Source organism: Lysinibacillus sp. OF-1 (assembly GCF_028356935.1).
GTDB classification, from domain to species: domain Bacteria; phylum Bacillota; class Bacilli; order Bacillales_A; family Planococcaceae; genus Lysinibacillus; species Lysinibacillus fusiformis_D.
The window spans coordinates 3,868,161-3,886,503 of record NZ_CP102798.1 but is presented as its reverse complement, the minus strand read 5'-3'; the positions used below and the strand labels follow the sequence as shown (position 1 = coordinate 3,886,503).

Annotated in this window: 18 protein-coding genes; 17 read left to right on the top strand and 1 reads right to left on the bottom strand. The window is 37.7% G+C overall.

Annotated elements, in window-relative coordinates:
* Window positions 1–3: 3 nt before the first annotated feature.
* From NV349_RS19020 to NV349_RS19010, 3 genes are all read left to right on the top strand, one after another.
* Window positions 4–528: a FixH family protein gene (locus tag NV349_RS19020; protein ID WP_036128538.1), complete on the top strand. Its 525-nt coding sequence runs from the start codon at window positions 4–6 to the stop codon at window positions 526–528.
* Window positions 529–649: 121 nt separating this feature from the next.
* A complete protein-coding gene (locus NV349_RS19015) occupies window positions 650–1,222 on the top strand; it encodes a TetR/AcrR family transcriptional regulator (RefSeq protein WP_036128535.1) in 573 nt (190 codons plus the stop codon).
* Between the two features lie 132 nt (window positions 1,223–1,354).
* Window positions 1,355–3,544, top strand: a complete 2,190-nt coding sequence (locus NV349_RS19010; RefSeq protein ID WP_271910910.1) for a YhgE/Pip domain-containing protein — start codon at window positions 1,355–1,357, stop codon at window positions 3,542–3,544.
* A gap of 662 nt (window positions 3,545–4,206) precedes the next feature.
* On the opposite strand, the gene yhfH is transcribed toward NV349_RS19010, so the two are convergent.
* Window positions 4,207–4,332 (bottom strand): protein YhfH, encoded by a 126-nt coding sequence (gene yhfH / locus NV349_RS19005; protein ID WP_004230455.1) that lies wholly within the window; start codon window positions 4,330–4,332, stop codon window positions 4,207–4,209.
* A 144-nt stretch (window positions 4,333–4,476) separates the two neighbouring features.
* On the opposite strand from yhfH, the gene NV349_RS19000 reads away from it, so the two are divergent.
* From NV349_RS19000 to ppaX, 14 genes are all read left to right on the top strand, one after another.
* On the top strand, window positions 4,477–5,469 hold the full coding sequence (locus NV349_RS19000) for a lipoate--protein ligase (protein ID WP_036128038.1): 993 nt from the start codon (window positions 4,477–4,479) through the stop codon (window positions 5,467–5,469).
* Window positions 5,470–5,569: 100 nt separating this feature from the next.
* On the top strand, window positions 5,570–6,274 hold the full coding sequence (locus NV349_RS18995) for a response regulator transcription factor (RefSeq protein WP_036128035.1): 705 nt from the start codon (window positions 5,570–5,572) through the stop codon (window positions 6,272–6,274).
* On the top strand, window positions 6,274–7,257 hold the full coding sequence (locus tag NV349_RS18990; RefSeq protein ID WP_036128032.1) for a sensor histidine kinase: 984 nt from the start codon (window positions 6,274–6,276) through the stop codon (window positions 7,255–7,257). Before NV349_RS18995 ends, NV349_RS18990 begins: the two co-directional genes overlap by 1 nt.
* A gap of 11 nt (window positions 7,258–7,268) precedes the next feature.
* Window positions 7,269–7,694 carry a hypothetical protein gene (locus NV349_RS18985; protein ID WP_036128029.1) on the top strand — a complete coding sequence of 142 codons (426 nt, stop codon included), beginning with the start codon at window positions 7,269–7,271 and terminating at the stop codon, window positions 7,692–7,694.
* Between the two features lie 12 nt (window positions 7,695–7,706).
* Entirely contained in the window at window positions 7,707–8,483 is a 777-nt protein-coding gene (locus NV349_RS18980; RefSeq protein WP_036128027.1) for an ABC transporter ATP-binding protein, read from the top strand.
* Window positions 8,455–10,389, top strand: a complete 1,935-nt coding sequence (locus NV349_RS18975; protein ID WP_036128024.1) for an FtsX-like permease family protein — start codon at window positions 8,455–8,457, stop codon at window positions 10,387–10,389. The genes NV349_RS18980 and NV349_RS18975 overlap by 29 nt, the downstream gene beginning before the upstream one ends.
* 142 nt (window positions 10,390–10,531) lie before the next feature.
* On the top strand, window positions 10,532–12,079 hold the full coding sequence (locus tag NV349_RS18970; RefSeq protein WP_271910908.1) for a fatty acid--CoA ligase family protein: 1,548 nt from the start codon (window positions 10,532–10,534) through the stop codon (window positions 12,077–12,079).
* Between the two features lie 250 nt (window positions 12,080–12,329).
* Window positions 12,330–12,977: a VTT domain-containing protein gene (locus NV349_RS18965; protein WP_036128018.1), complete on the top strand. Its 648-nt coding sequence runs from the start codon at window positions 12,330–12,332 to the stop codon at window positions 12,975–12,977.
* 162 nt (window positions 12,978–13,139) lie between these two features.
* Window positions 13,140–14,369, top strand: coding sequence for an EAL and HDOD domain-containing protein (locus NV349_RS18960; protein ID WP_036128015.1), 1,230 nt, complete (start codon window positions 13,140–13,142; stop codon window positions 14,367–14,369).
* A 160-nt stretch (window positions 14,370–14,529) separates the two neighbouring features.
* Complete coding sequence (locus NV349_RS18955; RefSeq protein WP_036128012.1) at window positions 14,530–15,372, top strand: YitT family protein; 843 nt, start codon at window positions 14,530–14,532, stop codon at window positions 15,370–15,372.
* Between the two features lie 48 nt (window positions 15,373–15,420).
* Complete coding sequence (cccB, locus tag NV349_RS18950) at window positions 15,421–15,738, top strand: cytochrome c551 (RefSeq protein WP_036126754.1); 318 nt, start codon at window positions 15,421–15,423, stop codon at window positions 15,736–15,738.
* A gap of 165 nt (window positions 15,739–15,903) precedes the next feature.
* Window positions 15,904–16,812, top strand: a complete 909-nt coding sequence (gene hprK / locus NV349_RS18945; protein ID WP_369802774.1) for an HPr(Ser) kinase/phosphatase — start codon at window positions 15,904–15,906, stop codon at window positions 16,810–16,812.
* Window positions 16,813–16,860: 48 nt separating this feature from the next.
* On the top strand, window positions 16,861–17,682 hold the full coding sequence (gene lgt, locus NV349_RS18940; RefSeq protein ID WP_036126751.1) for a prolipoprotein diacylglyceryl transferase: 822 nt from the start codon (window positions 16,861–16,863) through the stop codon (window positions 17,680–17,682).
* A 13-nt stretch (window positions 17,683–17,695) separates the two neighbouring features.
* A complete protein-coding gene (gene ppaX / locus NV349_RS18935; RefSeq protein WP_036126748.1) occupies window positions 17,696–18,337 on the top strand; it encodes a pyrophosphatase PpaX in 642 nt (213 codons plus the stop codon).
* The last annotated feature ends 6 nt before the right edge of the window (window positions 18,338–18,343 follow it).

The window sequence follows — 18,343 nt, the reverse complement described above, 5'->3', positions numbered from 1 at the left end:
AAGATGAAAAAGTGGTTATTCGCGCTAATTGCAGTGCCTACATTATTAGTAGGATGTGGAGAAAAAAAAGAGGCTTTACCAGAACCAGTTGTACCTCAAATTCCAGAGGTAGAGATTTTAACACCAAAAGAGGTAGTACTCAATGAAACAATTGAGCTGGCGGCACACGTTGAACAAGGTGGAGAAAACGTTGATGATGCTGTAGTAGAATTCGAAGTTTGGGAATCAGGGAAACGTGATGAAGGACAAATGATTGATGGGAAATTAGAAAAAGACGGCGTCTATAAAGCAACGACTACATTCGATCATGACGGTGTTTACTATATGTATGCACATACTACAGCTAATGGTGTTCATAATATGCCAAAGCAGCAAATTATTGCTGGTAGCCCAGATATGACACAGGTTTTACCAGAGGATGAGAAATCTAATAACAGCATGGATAACAATATGATGAATCATGGTAATGGTACGTCAAATGATGCTGATCATGATGACGAAGAAAAAGATGAAAAAAATCATCATTAAATGCTTGCATTTTTTTAAAAATAGGAATATGATAATGACCAGATGACCGAAATGGTTTTCTGGTCATTTTTATTGAAGTGTACATTAGAGGTACATAACCTAACAAGAAAGGATGTTACTAATGGATCGTAGGCAGGAAATTCTTGAAGCAGCTGCAAAATCTTTTACATTGTTTGGCTACAAAGCAACAACGATGGAGCAAGTGGCGAAAATCGCTAATGTCGGTAAAGGTACGATTTATACATTCTTTGCAAATAAAGAAATTTTATTTCAAGAGATTGCTATGTCACTTGTACGAGAGATGAAGGCGGAAGCAGATGCAGTGTTGGATGCATCAGCAAGCTTTATGGATAATGCGCATAATGCTTTAATGAAAATGCTACAGTTCCGTGAAAAACATCTTTTATTTGCAAAGCTAATCGAGGAAGAAAAAGAATTACGAACACCAGCTGTTAAACAGGTGCTACTTCGCATCGAAACAGAAATCTTATCGTATGTTTCAGAGTTAATACAGCGTCGTATTAAAAAAGGTGAAATTAGAGATTGCGATGCAGAACTGGTCGGTTACTTATTGTTAAAGGCATATCTTGCTTTTGTTGTCGATTGGCATGAGTTACACGGTGATGTAATCCCTGAAGAAAAGATTCTTAATCTTTTCAAGGAAACAATCTTTCGAGGTTTGATTCTAACTTGATTCGGTAAAAGACAGATATAAAAGTGTCGAATCAAGTGTCTTTTTGCAAAATTGCCGAGGTTGACTATTTTTTTTGAATGAAAATGACCAAATGACGTTTTCGGTCAAATAGTTTAGGAGTGAGGATATTATATGATTAAAGCTGAGTGGCTGAAGATCTTTAAAACAAGAAAAATGCTTGTTTCAATCATTGCTGTATTATTTATTCCAGTAATGTATGCAGGTATGTTTTTATGGGCGTTTTGGGATCCTTATGCAGGGCTTCCTAATCTCCCAGTAGCTGTAGTTAATGAGGATACTGGTGCTGAGATGGATGGCGTTAAATTAGACTTGGGGGATACCTTAGTTGATAAATTGATAGATAGCGAACAATTTAACTTTATAGAGGTTTCAAAAGATGAAGCTGAAAAAGGCTTAAATAGTCGTGATTATTATATGATTTTAGAAATTCCAACAAATTTCTCTGAGCATGCTACAACATTATTAGATGACAAACCTTCGAAATTAGTGATGAACTACATTCCAAATGAAGGTCTTAACTTCCTTGGTGCTCAAATTGGTGAGACTGCAATGGATCGTGTCCGTGCTGAAGTAAATTCACAAGTATCAGCAACGTATGCTGAAAAATTATTTGATTCCATTGCAACACTTGGAGATGGCTTTACAGAGGCAGCTGATGGCTCGAATAAGTTAGATGAGGGTGCACAAAAAGTAGCAAATGGTGCAAAAGATTTAAAAGGCTATCTAGAGCAATTAGCTTCAAGCACAGTTGAACTGTCGAATGGGACAGATAAACTGACAAAAGGTGCTGGAGATGCTGCGAAAGGTGCGAATGATTTATCAAGCGGTTTAGTCAAACTACAAGATGGTACTGTCCAATTACAACAAGGTGCACAGCAAGCAGCAAATGGTGCAACTAGTCTTGAACAAGGGTTATCACAATATACTCAAGGTGTTGCAAAAGTTGGGGCAGGTTTAAACACTTTAAACGATAAACAACAACAAATTAGTGCAGGCGCAGCTTCTATTGCTGAAAATGCAGGTGCATTAAATGGTGCAGCCAACCAATTAACAGCTGGTTCTGCGAAAGTGGAGGCAGGCATTACAGCCTTATCTAGCCAATTACAAACGATGATGGCTTCAATGCCTGAGGAACAAGCAGCAGGATTAAAGCAAACATTAGCAGAGCTGCAAGCTGGTAGTGCTAGCGTGCATAACGGCTTAACATCTTTATCTGCTGGTACAGAAAAATTACAGGCTGGTGCTAATCAAGTAAGCTCTGGTGCAAGTCAAATTGCAGCAGGTCAGGCAGAAGTATTAGCTGGTGCAAACGCATTAACAGCTAAAAGCAATGCTTTAATGGAAGGTGCAAAAGGTCTACAAGCAGGTAATGCGACATTAGCTGCAAAATTAGGTGAACTACATGCAGGTGTGAATACAGCTGTAACAGGTTCAAAAACATTAGCATCTGGATTAAATGAATTAGCAAATGGTACAACAACATTAAATCAAGGTACTTCTACGCTTGCTTCGAAATCTGGTGAGCTAGCACAAGGTTCCGCAACACTTGCAGATGGTTCTACAGAGCTTGCAGATGGTACGACAACGTTATCTAGCAAACTAGGTGAGGCTAGTGAAAAAGCAAATGAGGTCAAAGCAAATCAAGACACGTATGATATGGTAGGTAGTCCAGTAGAGGTTGAAAAAGAGTCTGTAAACCATGTTCCAAACTATGGTACAGGTTTTGCACCATACTTCATTTCTCTTGGCTTATTTGTAGGGGCATTATTAATTTCGATTGTGTTCCCATTTGTTGAACCAGCTATCCGACCAAAAAATGGTGCAGCTTGGTTTACAAGTAAAGTGACTGTATTAGCCGTTGTAGGTTTAGTGCAAACATTACTAACAGTAGGTATTGTAAAATGGGGTCTAGGACTTGAAGTAAATAACATGGGCTACTTTATCATAACGGCATTATTAACAAGCTATGTATTTTTAGCCTTAATTCAAATGCTTGTTTCGATCTTTGGTGATCCAGGACGTTTCATCGCAATTGTTGTGTTAATTTTACAATTAACAACAAGTGCAGGTACGTTCCCACTAGAATTAATTCCATCACCATTACAAGTATTTAACAAGCTTTTACCAATGACATATACGGTTCAAGCATTTAAATCAAGTATTTCAACTGGTGATATGACATTCTTAATGCAAAACTATGGTGTTCTAGCTGGATTCTTAGTAGCATTCTTAGCCATTACATTCGGTTACTTCATGCTACTTCACAACAAACGTTACTCTAAAGTAGCAGAAGAAAACTAATAATACATTTGAAGCACTCATCGATTATTCGGTGAGTGCTTCTTTTGGTAAAAGGATATATAGACAACTATTGGTTTTCTCTATGAATTGGCGTTTTCCTTGCACGCTAGCCCTATTGGAGTCTCCACTAAATGCACAATATCTCTCTATATAAATAAAAACAAAACCATCAATAGCATAGTTGTGAAAGGTGAAAATAGATTTCCGTTGGCTTTCCTGTGGGCGAGCTGCTTCCTCCGCAACCGCTCCGTTTAGAGGCTCGCCTGTCTCGCTATCCCACGGGAGTCAAGTAGCCTTCCACGCCAATCTATAAAAATGTTAACTTTTTAGCAAAGGTTCAAGGGAAGATGTTCACTACTCATTTTATAGAGGGGTGTTGTCACGCAGCACTTCTCCACATGCTTGATTGGAGCGAACGCAGTGAGTGAAGCGGCTCATCGGACACCCCCTGGAAAGGACGCTGACGGAACGGAAAGTAATCCCTCGCCTTGACACCACCTTTTTTCAATAACATAAAACAACAGCTGATATGAGCGTATCAGCTGTTGTTTTTGTAAGTGTAAGAGATTTAATTAAGGGTTCATCAAATGTAATGAAGTGTGTCATGATTGCTACGTGTGGGGCACGTAGCAATCATGACAAATTACAGTATAGGCAAATGCTTATAGGTGGTTACATTTTTCACAAGTGTTGCTGTAGCATTCGCTTTGTTCTTCCATTTTTTCACCGCACTCAGTACATTGCTTTGCAGGTAAATTCTTGAAAAATTCAACTACGTTTTCTAACATTGTGGACTCCTCCTTTAAGTTCATCTGTACTATTACTGTTTTGATATTTCCTAGTGTATTATAACAGATGCTTTTCGTCAACACAAAATGCCTAATTTACGTTAAAATAAATATGGATAATTTGTGAAGGAGGAAACGTGAACTATGATTTTCGTTGATAATAAAGGGATCCATGATCCACGTATTAACCTTGCTATTGAGGAGTATTTATTAAAAACAATGGACGTTGAGAAAGAGCCAGTGCTTCTTTTTTATATTAACCAACCGTCCATTATTATCGGTAAAAACCAAAATACAGTTGAAGAAATCAATACAGACTACGTAGAGGACAATGGCATTATTGTTGTGCGTCGTTTATCAGGTGGTGGTGCTGTCTATCATGATTTAGGGAATCTTAACTTCAGCTTTATTACAAATGATGATGGTAATAGCTTTATGAATTATAAAAAATTCACACAGCCAGTAGTAGATGCTCTAGCTAAAATGGGTGTCAATGCTGAGCTTTCAGGGCGTAATGATATTCTAGCAGAAGGGCGAAAGGTTTCTGGAAATGCTCAGTTCTCTACAAAAGGACGTATGTTCAGTCACGGCACATTAATGTTTGATACAGAAATTGATGCAGTAGTGTCAGCTTTGAAAGTCAAAAAAGATAAGATTGAATCAAAAGGTATCAAATCCATCCGTTCACGAGTAGCAAATATTTCGGAGTTTTTAAAAGAACAAATGACAGTAGAAGAATTCCGTCTTGAAGTTTTGAAATCCATTTTCGGTGGAGAAGAAAATATTCGCTATTATGAGTTAACAGAGGAAGATTGGGCAAATATACACAAGTTATCCGCAGAGCGTTATCAAACATGGGAGTGGAATTTTGGGAAATCACCACGCTTTAATATTCAAAAAACACATCGTTTCCCAACAGGTGGCATTGATATCCGCCTAGAAGTTAATCATGGTGTGATTGAAGAGGCACATATTTTTGGTGACTTCTTTGGTGTAGGGGATATGGCTGATATAGAACAGCTTTTAGTTGGGACAAACTATGATAGAGCTGCCATTGCTAAGGCATTAGCAGATATCGATATTCCTACATATTTTGGTGGAATTTCAACTGAGGACTTTTTACAATTAATTTATTAAGGAAAATACGGTTTCGTGTAATGTTTTAGCCTAAAGGTTCGCTGACAATTATGTCGTCGAACCTTTTTTTGATACAATATAGAAAGAAAGGAGTGTTGATATGGAAAAGCATCGAATATTCATAGTAGAAGATGATGTCAAGATTGCATCATTACTAGCGGAAACGCTTAGAAAATATCAATACGAAGTTGCAACAATTCAAGAATTTGATCATCTCATCGAAGAATTTACAGCATTTAATCCACATATGGTGCTGCTTGATATAAATTTACCTGCTTATGACGGCTATTATTGGTGTCGCCAGCTACGCCAGCTTACAACATGCCCGATTATTTTCATTTCTGCTCGCTCTGGGGAAATGGACCAAATTTTTGCGCTTGAAAATGGGGGCGACGATTTCATTACAAAGCCATTTAACTATGAAATTGTTTTGGCTAAAATCCGTAGTCATCTACGCCGTACATATGGTGAGTATGCAGCAAGGCAAGAGGAACGGACAATCAAGCAAGGACAGCTTGTACTTCATTTAGAAAGAATGGAGCTACATAAAAATGATTTAGAAATTCCACTTCAGAAAAAAGAATGCATCATTTTAGAGCTGCTTATGGGAAATGCACCGAAAGTCGTGACGCGTGAACAGCTACTAGAGGAGCTCTGGGACGATCAGGCATTTGTCGATGAGAACACGTTGAATGTTAATATGACGCGCGTACGAAAAAAGTTAGCAGATTATCACATAGCATCAACAATTGAAACTGTACGTGGTGCGGGCTATCGGTTCATATTAAGCGCAGGTGAGCTATAGTGGGCTGGAAATTATTCTTACGTGACTATGCATCATTTATTGTGTTCCAGCTCTTATTAGTTGGCTTCATTATGGTCATTTATATGCTAGATGGCTTTCGAAATATTGATACAGCTATTTATTCCTTCTGTATTAGCCTTGTCTTATTAGCTTCATTTTTACTTGTGCGTTATTTAATGCGCCAACGTTATTTGATGAAAATCACTCATCTCCCAACAGCAATGGAGGATGTGCTACAAAAAAACGCAAAAACGCCAGAAGCTATGCAAACCGAAAAGTACATGCACGAGTTGTATCGCCTTTATCAGCATGAGCTGCATGCGCTATATGCAAGTCAAAAAAGACATGATCAGTTTATGAACCAATGGGTGCATCAAATGAAAACACCTATTTCAGTCATTGAATTATTATTACAGGATGACCGACCTCTGGATAAAAAGAACGTACAGGAGGAAATTGATCGTTTACGTAGAGGCTTGGACATGGTGCTTGTTAATGCACGTTTAGAAAATTTTGAGGATGATATGCAAGTGGAACAGGTTGCGTTGAAAGCAATTGTCACTGCAACTGTTAATGAAAATAAACGTTTATTTATTACGAAAAGAGTTTTCCCAGAAATTCATATTGAGGATGATCTTATTGTTGCCAGTGATTCGAAATGGCTTCGCTTCATTCTTGGCCAATTTATTACAAATGCGGTGAAATACACGTTTGAAAGCAATAAAAAAATTGTGATTTCTGCCATTGAAAAGGATGACTATGTACAGCTAGCCATTTGCGATGAGGGAATTGGGATTCCAGCTTCTGATCTTTCACGTGTTACGAAAGCCTTTTTTACTGGTGAAAATGGGCGGAAAACAGGAGAATCTACTGGGATGGGCCTTTATTTAGCCAAAGAAATCTGTGAAAAGCTAGGACATGAATTGGCTATTACATCAGAGGTAGGAAAAGGGACAATTGTGACAGTGACATTTACAAATTAGGGGGCGCTAGGATGGGAGAAGTACGTATAGAAGATTGGGTATTAACTATTGATAAGGAGAAAACAAAAGCTCTTTATATGACACAAATGCAAGAGGGGGATCATTTTGCTTATCAAAATTTCTTGAAGGCAAATGAGAGGCTCGATGAAGAACTATTGCATTTTTCAAATAAGCTTGGGTTAAACTTACAGCAACCTACATTATTGAATGCATTTCCTATCGAAGGTCAACAGATGATGTACAGTGGGTATTATACTGTGTGCGGTGAGATCCTAGAGGGAGAAATAGATGCTTGGGATGTGATTGTTGGGGAGCATTGCTTTAGTTTAGTAGAGGAAGAGTCCGTTCTGACATTAACAGAGCCTCATTTTCAAATCGGCTTTGAGGTCGTATTACAGTGGCTTTTACCACAATCCTTAGAATTAATGAAGAAATAAGGTGAATGACGTATGCCTATTTTACAAATTAAAGATGTGACAAAAGTATATGAAGGTAAAGTGACACATAGGGCATTAAATCAGTTGAGCTTTGATGTAGAAGAAGGGGAGTTTTTAGCTGTTATGGGACCTTCCGGAAGTGGCAAAACGACCTTGCTGAATATTATCTCGACAATTGATGAGCCTACTAGCGGTGAAATCATACTGGATGGCATGAATCCACATAAATTAAATGCAACTGAGCTTGCTTACTTCAGAAGAAGACAGCTCGGTTTTGTGTTTCAGGATTTCAATCTTTTGCACATGCTAACGGTCGAGGAAAATATCGTGCTGCCACTAACATTAGACCAACAGCCTTTAGAAGTAATGGAGGAACGTCTAGCTAGTATTGTAGAAAAGCTCGACTTAACTTCTTTCCTTCATAGACGTCCAAATGAAATATCTGGTGGACAGGCACAAAGAACGGCTATTGGTCGAGCACTTATCCATAATCCGAGTCTGATTTTAGCGGATGAGCCTACGGGTAATTTAGATTCTAATTCTTCACGTGATGTGCTCGAACTGCTAACAAAAGTCAATCAGGATAAACAAACGACGATTGTAATGGTCACACATGATCCGATTGCAGCTAGCTATTGTGATCGGGTGTTGTTCATTAAAGACGGTGAATTTTTCAATGAAATTTATCGAGATGATCGTCGTCAAATGTTTTTCCAACGTATATTAAATGTTTTGAGCTTACTAGGAGGAGGGCAAGTAGGTGACCTTTCGACAATTCGCTTACCGTAATGTCGTGCGGAACAGCCGGATATATGGTGCCTTTTTCATGGCAAGCTTTTTTTCTGTGGCTGTATTTTTTATCTATTCAATGCTAATGTTTCATCCTGATATTGAGCGCGGGATATTAGGAGAGGTATCACTTATCGGGATGGTGGGTGCTGAAATTGTTCTCGTCCTCTTTACATTATTCTTTTTGTATTATTCCATGAGTGCCTTTTTAGAGGCAAGATCCCATGAATTCGCCATTTTATTGCATTTAGGAATGGAAAAGCGCCAGATGAATAGACTTGTCTTTTTAGAGACAATGATTATTGGGTCAGGCTCTATTATTGTAGGTATCGTGTTTGGCTTCTCGTTTTCAAAATTCTTTTTTATGATCGTACGAGAAATTTTGCATTTAGATGAATTACCATTATATGTTTCCTGGCAGCCGTTTTTACTAACAATTGGTGTTTTTACAAGTGCGTTTGTCGTCATTTCATTTATTAGTGTGTATTTTACACGAGAGAGAAAATTACGAGATCTTATTAAAGGCAGTGATTATGTAAATAGCTTAACAACCTATTCCAAAATCCGAGCTATTTACGGTATTGCTTTAATTTTAACGACGTATATTTTAGCGTTTGTTGTAGGACATACGGCATTCATCTGGCTAACTTTATTAATACCATTTTCAGCAACATTCGGCACATATTATTTTTTCAGTGATTCCGTCCCGTGCTTTTTAGATTTAGCACGTGGAAAACGCAAGTTTCATTGGCAACGTTACCGTCTTCTCTCACTAGCTGAACAAACCCATATTATGATGGATAATGTGAAAATGTTTTTCGTTGTTACGATGGTATCAACACTTGCCTTTTTGTCTGTGGGCGTTTTAGCTACTATGTCCTCCTATACAACTCAATATGATCGCTTAAATCCATTAGGGCTGGTTTATAAAGGAGATGTGGATAATCCATTTGAGCGAGAGCATATCAATTCATTGCGACTGCAATTAGAGGAGAAAGGTTTATCTTATCAGCTGTCCCGTTTTATTGTAGTGAAGCAAACCTCTTCTTTCACTCGAAATGAAGTGGAGGTATTTCGAGAGTCCGATATGAATGTTTTGCTTTCTTCGTATAGTTATCCATTACTGAACCTGGGAGCTGGTGAGGCAGTATTTATCCCTTATTCAGAGGATTCGTTAAAAAAATTAAAAAATAGAATTGTGCACACCGTTTTAGAAGAGAATAATATTCCGATTACCATCGATAGTGTCTATCCAAAAATAGTGTTTCCAGGTTCAATTGTAAGTGTCAATTCAATTGTCATTAGTGATGAGGACTTCGCAAAGCTGATTCATCCGATCTCTGATCAAGATATTATTCAACCTAGTTATCATCTATTTACATTCGTTATACCACAATGGATGGAAACAAAAGATATCGGGAGGGCTATAGACCATCTAGAATCCAATTTATATTTTCTTAAAAAGGATAAATTTAGTCCATTTTACTTTGAAAATGCAGGATTAAATTATTCTTATATACTAGCTACCTACTCATTATTTACTTTAGTAGGTGTATTGGTTGCCACTGTATTTTTACTTGCGGCTGGGAGCTTTATCTATTTTAAATTGCATACATCACTTGAACGTGAAAAGCGTAAATTTGATGTGTTAAAGCGCATGGGCTTAACTGATGCGGAGCTGAAAAAGCTTGTTAATCGTCATTTATTTCCTCAATTCTTTTTGCCTTGGGGTGTTGCAATGATGCATAGTGCCTTTGCTTTTCTAATGGTACAAGGTATTTTGAGAGACATAGCAAATATTTCGATTGTAAAAGAAGTATTCTTTGCTTTTGGCTTCTTTGTGTTAATACAAGTAGTCTACTTTTATTTAATTCGTTGGCGTTACATCTCACATATCCGCTCATGATGTCTTTGTTTAAAAGAGAAAAAAATGAATTATTTAACGTAATTTATGACATGAAATAAAAAGATTCATTGTCTTTTAGATACATTTCTTATATAATATTACTGAATAACGATTCATTTTATACGATAAGGGGATGGTGTAATTGAATTTAGTTTCACGTGTTCGCCAACAGGCAACAGAGCAGCCGGAAAAAGTTGCGTATCATTTTATGGGGAAAGATACAACTTACGGGGAATTTGAGCATACAGTTGGTCGTTTTGCAAAGGGATTACAAGATTTAGGTGTTGAAAAAGGGGACCATGTGGCGTTTTTACTCGGCAATACGCCACACTATTTAATTGCCTTGTATGCAACAATGCGTTTAGGGGCAACAGCAATACCAGTTAACCCAATCTATACACCAGATGAAATTTCTTATATTTTGCATAACGGGGATGTAAAAGCAGTCATTGCACTCGACGCTTTGCTTCCATTAGTTGAAAAGGGTGTACGAGCATTTCCACAAGTAAGCACATTTATAGTTTGTGAAACCACGCCAGATATAGCGGAAAAAATGGCAGCGTTATCACCGCAAGCACAAGAAAAAACGCATTTATTTACACAGGTCATTGCCACTGCTGCTGAATCTTTAGAGCCTGTGGAAGTTGCAGATAATGACAATGCTATTATTTTATACACTTCAGGAACTACAGGTAGTCCAAAGGGTGCTATGCTGACACATGGCAATGTGTATTCAAATGCTCGTGATGTTGCCCATTATTTAGGAATCAAGGCAGATGATCGCGTCATTGCTACATTACCAGTGTTTCATGTATTTGCCTTAACCGTTGTGGTCAATGCGCCTTTATTAAGCGGAGCAACAGTTTTACTTACACCTCGCTTTAGCCCTACTGAAATTTTTGCTTTAGCGAGAGAGCAAAAAGCAACGGTATTTGCTGGTGTTCCAACCATGTATAATTTCTTGTATCAATTACCTGAAGGTGATCCTGAAGATTTCTCGACAATACGTTTGGCCATTTCAGGTGGGGCATCTTTACCTGTTGCACTCTTACATAATTTCGAACAGAAATTTAATGTGCGTGTGTCAGAGGGATACGGCTTATCGGAAGCTTCGCCTGTTACATGCTTTAATCCACTTGATCGTGATCGAAAAGCTGGCTCTATCGGTACATCGATAAGCAATGTGGAGAATAGAGTGGTTGATGTGAACGGTCAGGAAGTACCTGTTGGCGAAGTTGGCGAGCTGATTGTACGTGGCCCTAATGTGATGAAGGGTTACTATAAAATGCCTGAAGAAACGGCCATGGCCATTCGCGACGGCTGGCTCTATACAGGGGATTTAGCTAGGGTAGATGAAGAAGGCTATTTTTACATTGTCGATCGCAAAAAAGATATGATTATTGTAGGTGGCTTTAATGTTTATCCTCGTGAGGTTGAGGAAGTGCTGTTTGCCCATAATAATATTGTAGAGGCGGCGGTGGTAGGCTTTCCAGATCCTAACTTAGGGGAAGCTGTACATGCATATGTTGTGTTAAAAGAAGTAGCAGCCACTACGACAGAAGATCTGCTATCTTATTGTGCCAAGCATATGGTGAAATACAAGGTGCCAAAGATGATTGAGATACTGGATGAACTTCCGAAAAACACGACAGGGAAAATATTACGACGTTCATTAAAAGAAAAAGTTTAAACGAGTATAGCTACTATTGAAAAATGGTAGCTTTTTTTTATGTACATTATTCGTATAATAGTAAAATCAGTTGAGAGTAGTTGTCTGTAAGTGATAAAATCAAACATGTGAAATCTTCTACATACTTTTCAAGAGCTTGTCATATAGTGAGGAAGTAATGTAAAAAGACGTACAAAACTGGAACCCTTTGATGTGAAGCTACGTCAAAGCTTTTAGGTAAAAATACTATTGAAAGAGAGCATACAAAAACATGTTAGAACTCATTAAGGAGTTAATAAGCTTTATTGTGCATATCGATGTGCATTTAGAAGAAATTATTCGTGATTTTGGCAATTGGAGTTATCTGATTTTATTTGCGATTGTTTTTGTAGAGACAGGCGTTGTCATTTTCCCATTCCTACCTGGTGATTCATTGCTATTTGCAAGTGGAACATTAGCAGCTGCAATGGGTGCCTTTGATATGTGGATTTTAATTCCTGTATTTTTAGCAGCAGCTATTTTAGGAGATACGATGAACTATCATATTGGTCATAAGGTAGGAACATCAATCCCTCCAAAGAGCCTCCTCGGAAGAGTTGTTAAAAAAGAACGTATGGAGGCAGCTGAAAAATTCTTTAATACACATGGTGGGAAAACGATTGTTATAGCTCGTTTCATGCCATTTATTCGTACATTTATCCCGTTTGTGGCGGGTGCAAGTAAAATGAAATATAGCTATTTCTTATTTTATAATATCTTTGGTGCAATATTATGGGTATTCAGCTGTACATTACTAGGTTATTTCTTTGGTAATATTCCTATTATTAAAGATAACTTCTCGGTTGTCCTTATTTTGATTATCTTTATATCAGTTGTGCCTGCAGTTATTGGTGCTATCAAATCTAGAGTAGGTAAATAATGAGGACAGTCCTAAAGTGGTCAATGGATCATCACTAGGACTGTCCTTTCTTGTGTTATATGTCTAATAGTGACCATACTAAATTAGTGTGAAGTATAAACAACAGGTCGTAAAAATGATATACTATATATTACTAGAATATGAAGAAATGGGGGCAGCGAAATGGAAGTATTTATTGGCAGACAGCCTATTTTTAATCTTCATGAGCAGGTAGTTGCTTATGAATTATTATATCGTGGCAAAAACGTCAATGCCTTTCCAATGGTCGATTCAGATGCAGCAACGATTGACGTACTTGTGAACTCATTTCTTTCAATTGGTTTTGAAGAGGTAACAAAAGGTAAACCGGGTTTTGTTAATTTTACTGAAAACTTATTGATGAGCTCCATTCATGAATTTTTAAATCCTTCACAGGTTGTGATTGAGATACTAGAAGATGTTCCACTTACTCCTCAGTTAGTGGAACGTGTAATTGAGCTAAAAAAACATGGGTTCCAAATTGCTTTAGACGATTTTATTATGGATGAGCATGTGGAAATTTATGATGAATTATTTGAGCAGATTGATTATATTAAGGTTGATTTTTTAGCATCATCTATCGTTAAACGAATGGAAATTGAAGTTAAAGTAAAGGATAAGTTTCCAAACATTCAATTACTCGCTGAGAAAGTAGAAACGCGTCATCAGTTTGAAGTAGCTAAATCTTCTGGCTATGTGTTATTTCAAGGTTATTTTTTTGAACAACCTCAAATAATACGAGCAACAGACATTCCAGCGAATACAATTCAATATATTCACATCATCTCTTTATTAAAAGAAGAAGAGCCAAATATCCAATTATTAGCGGAAAATATCGAACGTGATATTTCATTGACGTATAAATTATTACAAATGATTAATAATTCATCTAAACGATCTAAATCGAAGGTACGCTCCATTAAACAAGCCATTGTGTTACTGGGCGTATCAAATTTACGAAAATGGATCTATTTATTGGCCATGCGAGAAATCGATATAGACGCCAATTCTGATCTTTTTAAAGAAGTGCTGTGTACATCTTTATTCCGAGCAAAGGTTTGTGAAAAGCTAGCGAAGCTTTCTTACAAAAAGAATTTCTCAGAATATTTCTTAGTAGGCATGTTTTCACTCATTGATACGTTGCTTCAAAGACCTATAGAGGTCATTTTACAACAATTACCGTTCTCAGAGGATATTACGAGCACCATTTTGGGCATTGAAACGGATATGACACCCTATCTAGAGTTTAGTATCGCACTAGGGAAGTTAGATTGGCCACGTCTAGAAGAGCTAGCGACACAGTTGAATATTCCACTAGTTGATATTGATCATTTATATTATGAAGCCATGGAATGGGCTGAAAAATCATTTTAAACTGTGCAAAAGCTATCTTAACGTTTCATTTAAGATAGCTTTTTTTATATTTCCACAATGGCATGTTCCCTTCATCAAGATGAAGTTCTCAATATGAAGAGTATTTGCTATAATCATCTCGTCTTTAAAAAATTCTGATAGTTGAAGTGGGCGTGGGGAAATGAGACATGATGTGAGAGATAACATTGTGGAGTATGTGTATGTGATTGTTGGAGCGGCAGTAATTGCTATTGGTTTTAATGTTTTTTTATTACCAAATCAAGTCGCTTCAGGTGGGGTAAGTGGCATTAGTACGATTTTGCATGGTTTGTTTGGATGGAATCCGGGAATTGTTCAATATGCATTTAATGTACCATTATTTATCGCTGGTGTATTATTGCTAGGCAAAAAATTTGGGATTAAATCATTTATCGGTACCATTACGTTACCTTTTATTGTCTTGTTAACAAATAGCTGGGAGCCTTGGACTGATAATGCTTTACTGGGAGCTCTTTTTGGTGGAATTGTTGTTGGCTTAGGAATAGGACTGGTCTTTAAAGGGAATGCTTCAACTGGTGGCACTGATTTACTAGCGCAAATCATAACGAAGTTTACTGGGTTGTCGCTTGGAACAAGTGTACTGTTAATTGATGGAATCATCGCAATTAGTGCAGCAGTTGTTTTTGATTTAGAAAAAGGTTTGTATGCTCTGATTGGACTTTATGTTACAACAAAAACGATTGATATCATTCAGTTAGGTTTTAGCCAATCTAAAATGGTCTATATTATTACATTGAAACAAGATGAGGTAAGAGAAGCCATTTATGCTGAAATCAATCGTGGTATAACTAAGTTACCAGCAATCGGTGGCTATACAGGAGAAGCACGACCAGTTCTCATGGTTGTTGTTTATCAAACAGAATTCACAAAGCTGAAACAACTCATTAAAAGCGTTGACCCATCAGCGTTTGTCATCGTTTCTGATGCTTATGAGGTATTAGGAGAAGGTTTCAAACGTGCATAATTTTGGTATAATGGCGGCGTAAGGTATTTATTATGAGGAGGGGTACTAATGAAAAAAGCAATGTTAACATTAGTGTTCGGATCAGCAATCTTCTTAGCTGCATGTGGTGGCGGAGATAAAACTGCAAGTAATAATGAAGGTGCTACAGAGCCAGATGGTGAAGCGATTGCCATGAAATCTTGTGTTTCTTGCCATGGTGGTGAGTTACAAGGTGCAAGTGGTCCAGCATTAAATGACGTAGGTGCTCGTTTATCTGAATCAGAAATTTTAGATATTATCAATAACGGTAAAAACGGTATGCCTCCAGGGGTTGTAAAAGGGGCAGATGCTGAGGCAGTAGCCAAATGGTTGGCAACTCAAAAATAGTATTTATAAAACTAGCGGGCTGGAGAGCCGCTAGTTTTTTTATGGAGGTAAACGCTGTGTTGAGAGTAAATACATTCCTTTTAGACATAGACATGCTAAAATAAGAAGAACCTTATCCATTGATTGGAGGCTTTTTCATTGGTCGTAGTATTAACAAGAGATGTTATGGAGAAATTTAAGTTAGAGTTATTAGCTGGCGAGGAAGGAATTGGAAGAACGATCGTCACTAGTGATATTTCAAGACCAGGACTTGAAATGGCAGGATACTTTACACATTATCCGGCAAATCGCGTCCAATTGCTTGGCAAAACGGAACTGTCTTTTTTCGAAATGCTGCCAGCAGATGTCAAGCTTGAGCGTATGCGTTTACTTTGTTCGCAAGATACACCTGCTATTATTATTTCTCGAGATTTAGAAGTCCCCGAGGAGCTGATTCAGGCTTCCAACGAAAAGCATGTTCCTGTCTTTAAAACACATATGACGACAACCAAATTTTCGAGTAGATTAACAAACTATTTAGAGGGACGCTTAGCACCAATGACAGCAGCGCATGGCGTGCTTGTCGATGTGTATGGAATTGGTGTGCTTATTATTGGTAAAAGTGGCGTTGGGAAGAGTGAAACAGCACTTGAGCTTGTTAAAAAGGGTCATCGTTTAGTAGCGGACGATTGTGTAGAAATTCGTCAAGAATCAGAAAACCTTTTAATTGGTAGTCCCCCACCTTTACTAGAGCATTTATTGGAAATACGCGGAATCGGCATTATTGACATTATGACGCTATTTGGTGCAAGTGCAGTGCGTCCGTATAAACGGATTACACTCATTATTGAGCTGGAAATTTGGGACCCGCAAAAAGTTTATGATCGATTAGGCTTAGAAGAAGAGAAAATGAAAATAATTGATACGGAACTAACCAAACTAACGATTCCTGTAAGACCAGGACGGAATGTTTCCGTTATTATTGAAGTGGCTGCGATGAATTACCGCTTAAAGAGAATGGGCGTAAACGCAGCAGAGGAGTTTTCAAGACGTTTAGATGAAGTAATTTCATCTAATGATGAGTTAGATGATTAAACAGTTGTGAACTAAATTATGTGAATGACATATTGAGAGGAGCAGAAGATGGATTTACTACTATTACAGATTGACCCGATTGCCTTTCATTTAGGGCCTATTCCGGTTCGTTGGTATGGATTGTTAATTGTGTCGGGAATCATTTTAGCATATATTGTCGGGCAGAGAGAGGCCGTTAAGCGAGGATTGCCTGAAGACTTCCTGGCAGATTTATTGTTATGGGCAGTTCCTATATCCATCATCTGTGCACGTATTTACTATGTGACCATGCGATGGGATTACTATAGTGAAAATCCAGGTAAAATCATTGAGATTTGGAATGGCGGTATTGCCATCCATGGTGCACTTATTGGAGCATTTGTCACAGCTTACATATTTACTCGTATAAAAAATGTAAGCTTTTTACGAGTAGCAGATATTGCAGCACCTAGTATTTTAATTGGACAAATTATTGGTCGATGGGGCAACTTTATGAACCAAGAGGCTTATGGTGGGGAAGTATCAAAAGCCTTTTTAGAAAATCTAATGCTACCAGATTGGATTATCAATCAAATGTATATCGAAGAATTAGGTTCTTATGTACATCCGACATTTTTATATGAATCCGTTTGGAACCTGATTGGGCTTATCATTTTATTAGTCTTACGTAAAGTAAACTTAAATCGTGGGGAAATTTTCTTTAGCTATCTAGTTTGGTATTCTATTGGTCGCTTCTATATCGAAGGTATGCGTACAGATAGTCTCTACCTAGTAGGCGATTTACGCTCAGCACAGGTAGTGTCCATTATTGGTATTGTAGTTGGACTAGGTGCCATTATTTATCGCAGAATAAAGGTAAAACCAGCCGTAAAATACTTGGATAATAAATAAGGGGATGTAAAATATGGCTGTTAAAGCACTATTGTTTGATTTTGATGGCACGTTACTTAATACGAATGATTTAATCATTCAAACATTTATGCATGTATTAAATGAGCGATTTCCCGGGCAATATTCGCCAAAAGATTGCTTGAAATTCATTGGTCCATCACTCAAACAGACATTTAATGACATTGCACCAGATGAAGAGGAAGCTTTGATCGCAAATTATCGCGCTTGGAATATAGAGCATCATGATGAACTAGTTAGCGAATATCCTGATGTTGTGTCAACACTAGAGCAATTAAAAGCACAGGGTATTCGATTGGCTATCGTTTCAACAAAACGTAATGAGACTATTGATCGTGGGCTTTCTATTATGGGTGCGACACATTTATTTGATGTGCGTATTGGCACAGATGATGTAAAAAATGTGAAGCCTGACCCAGAGCCAGTACTACTTGCTTTACAACGTTTAGGAATAGACAAAGAAGATGCCATTATGATTGGTGATAATTCGCACGATATTGAAGCAGGGCATCGTGCAGGTGTAAGAGCAGCAGGTGTTGCTTGGGCAATTAAAGGTGAGGCATACTTACAGCAATATCAACCAGAATATATGCTACAGCATATGACAGATTTATTGGATATTGTGAAAGAGGGGTAAGGGCAG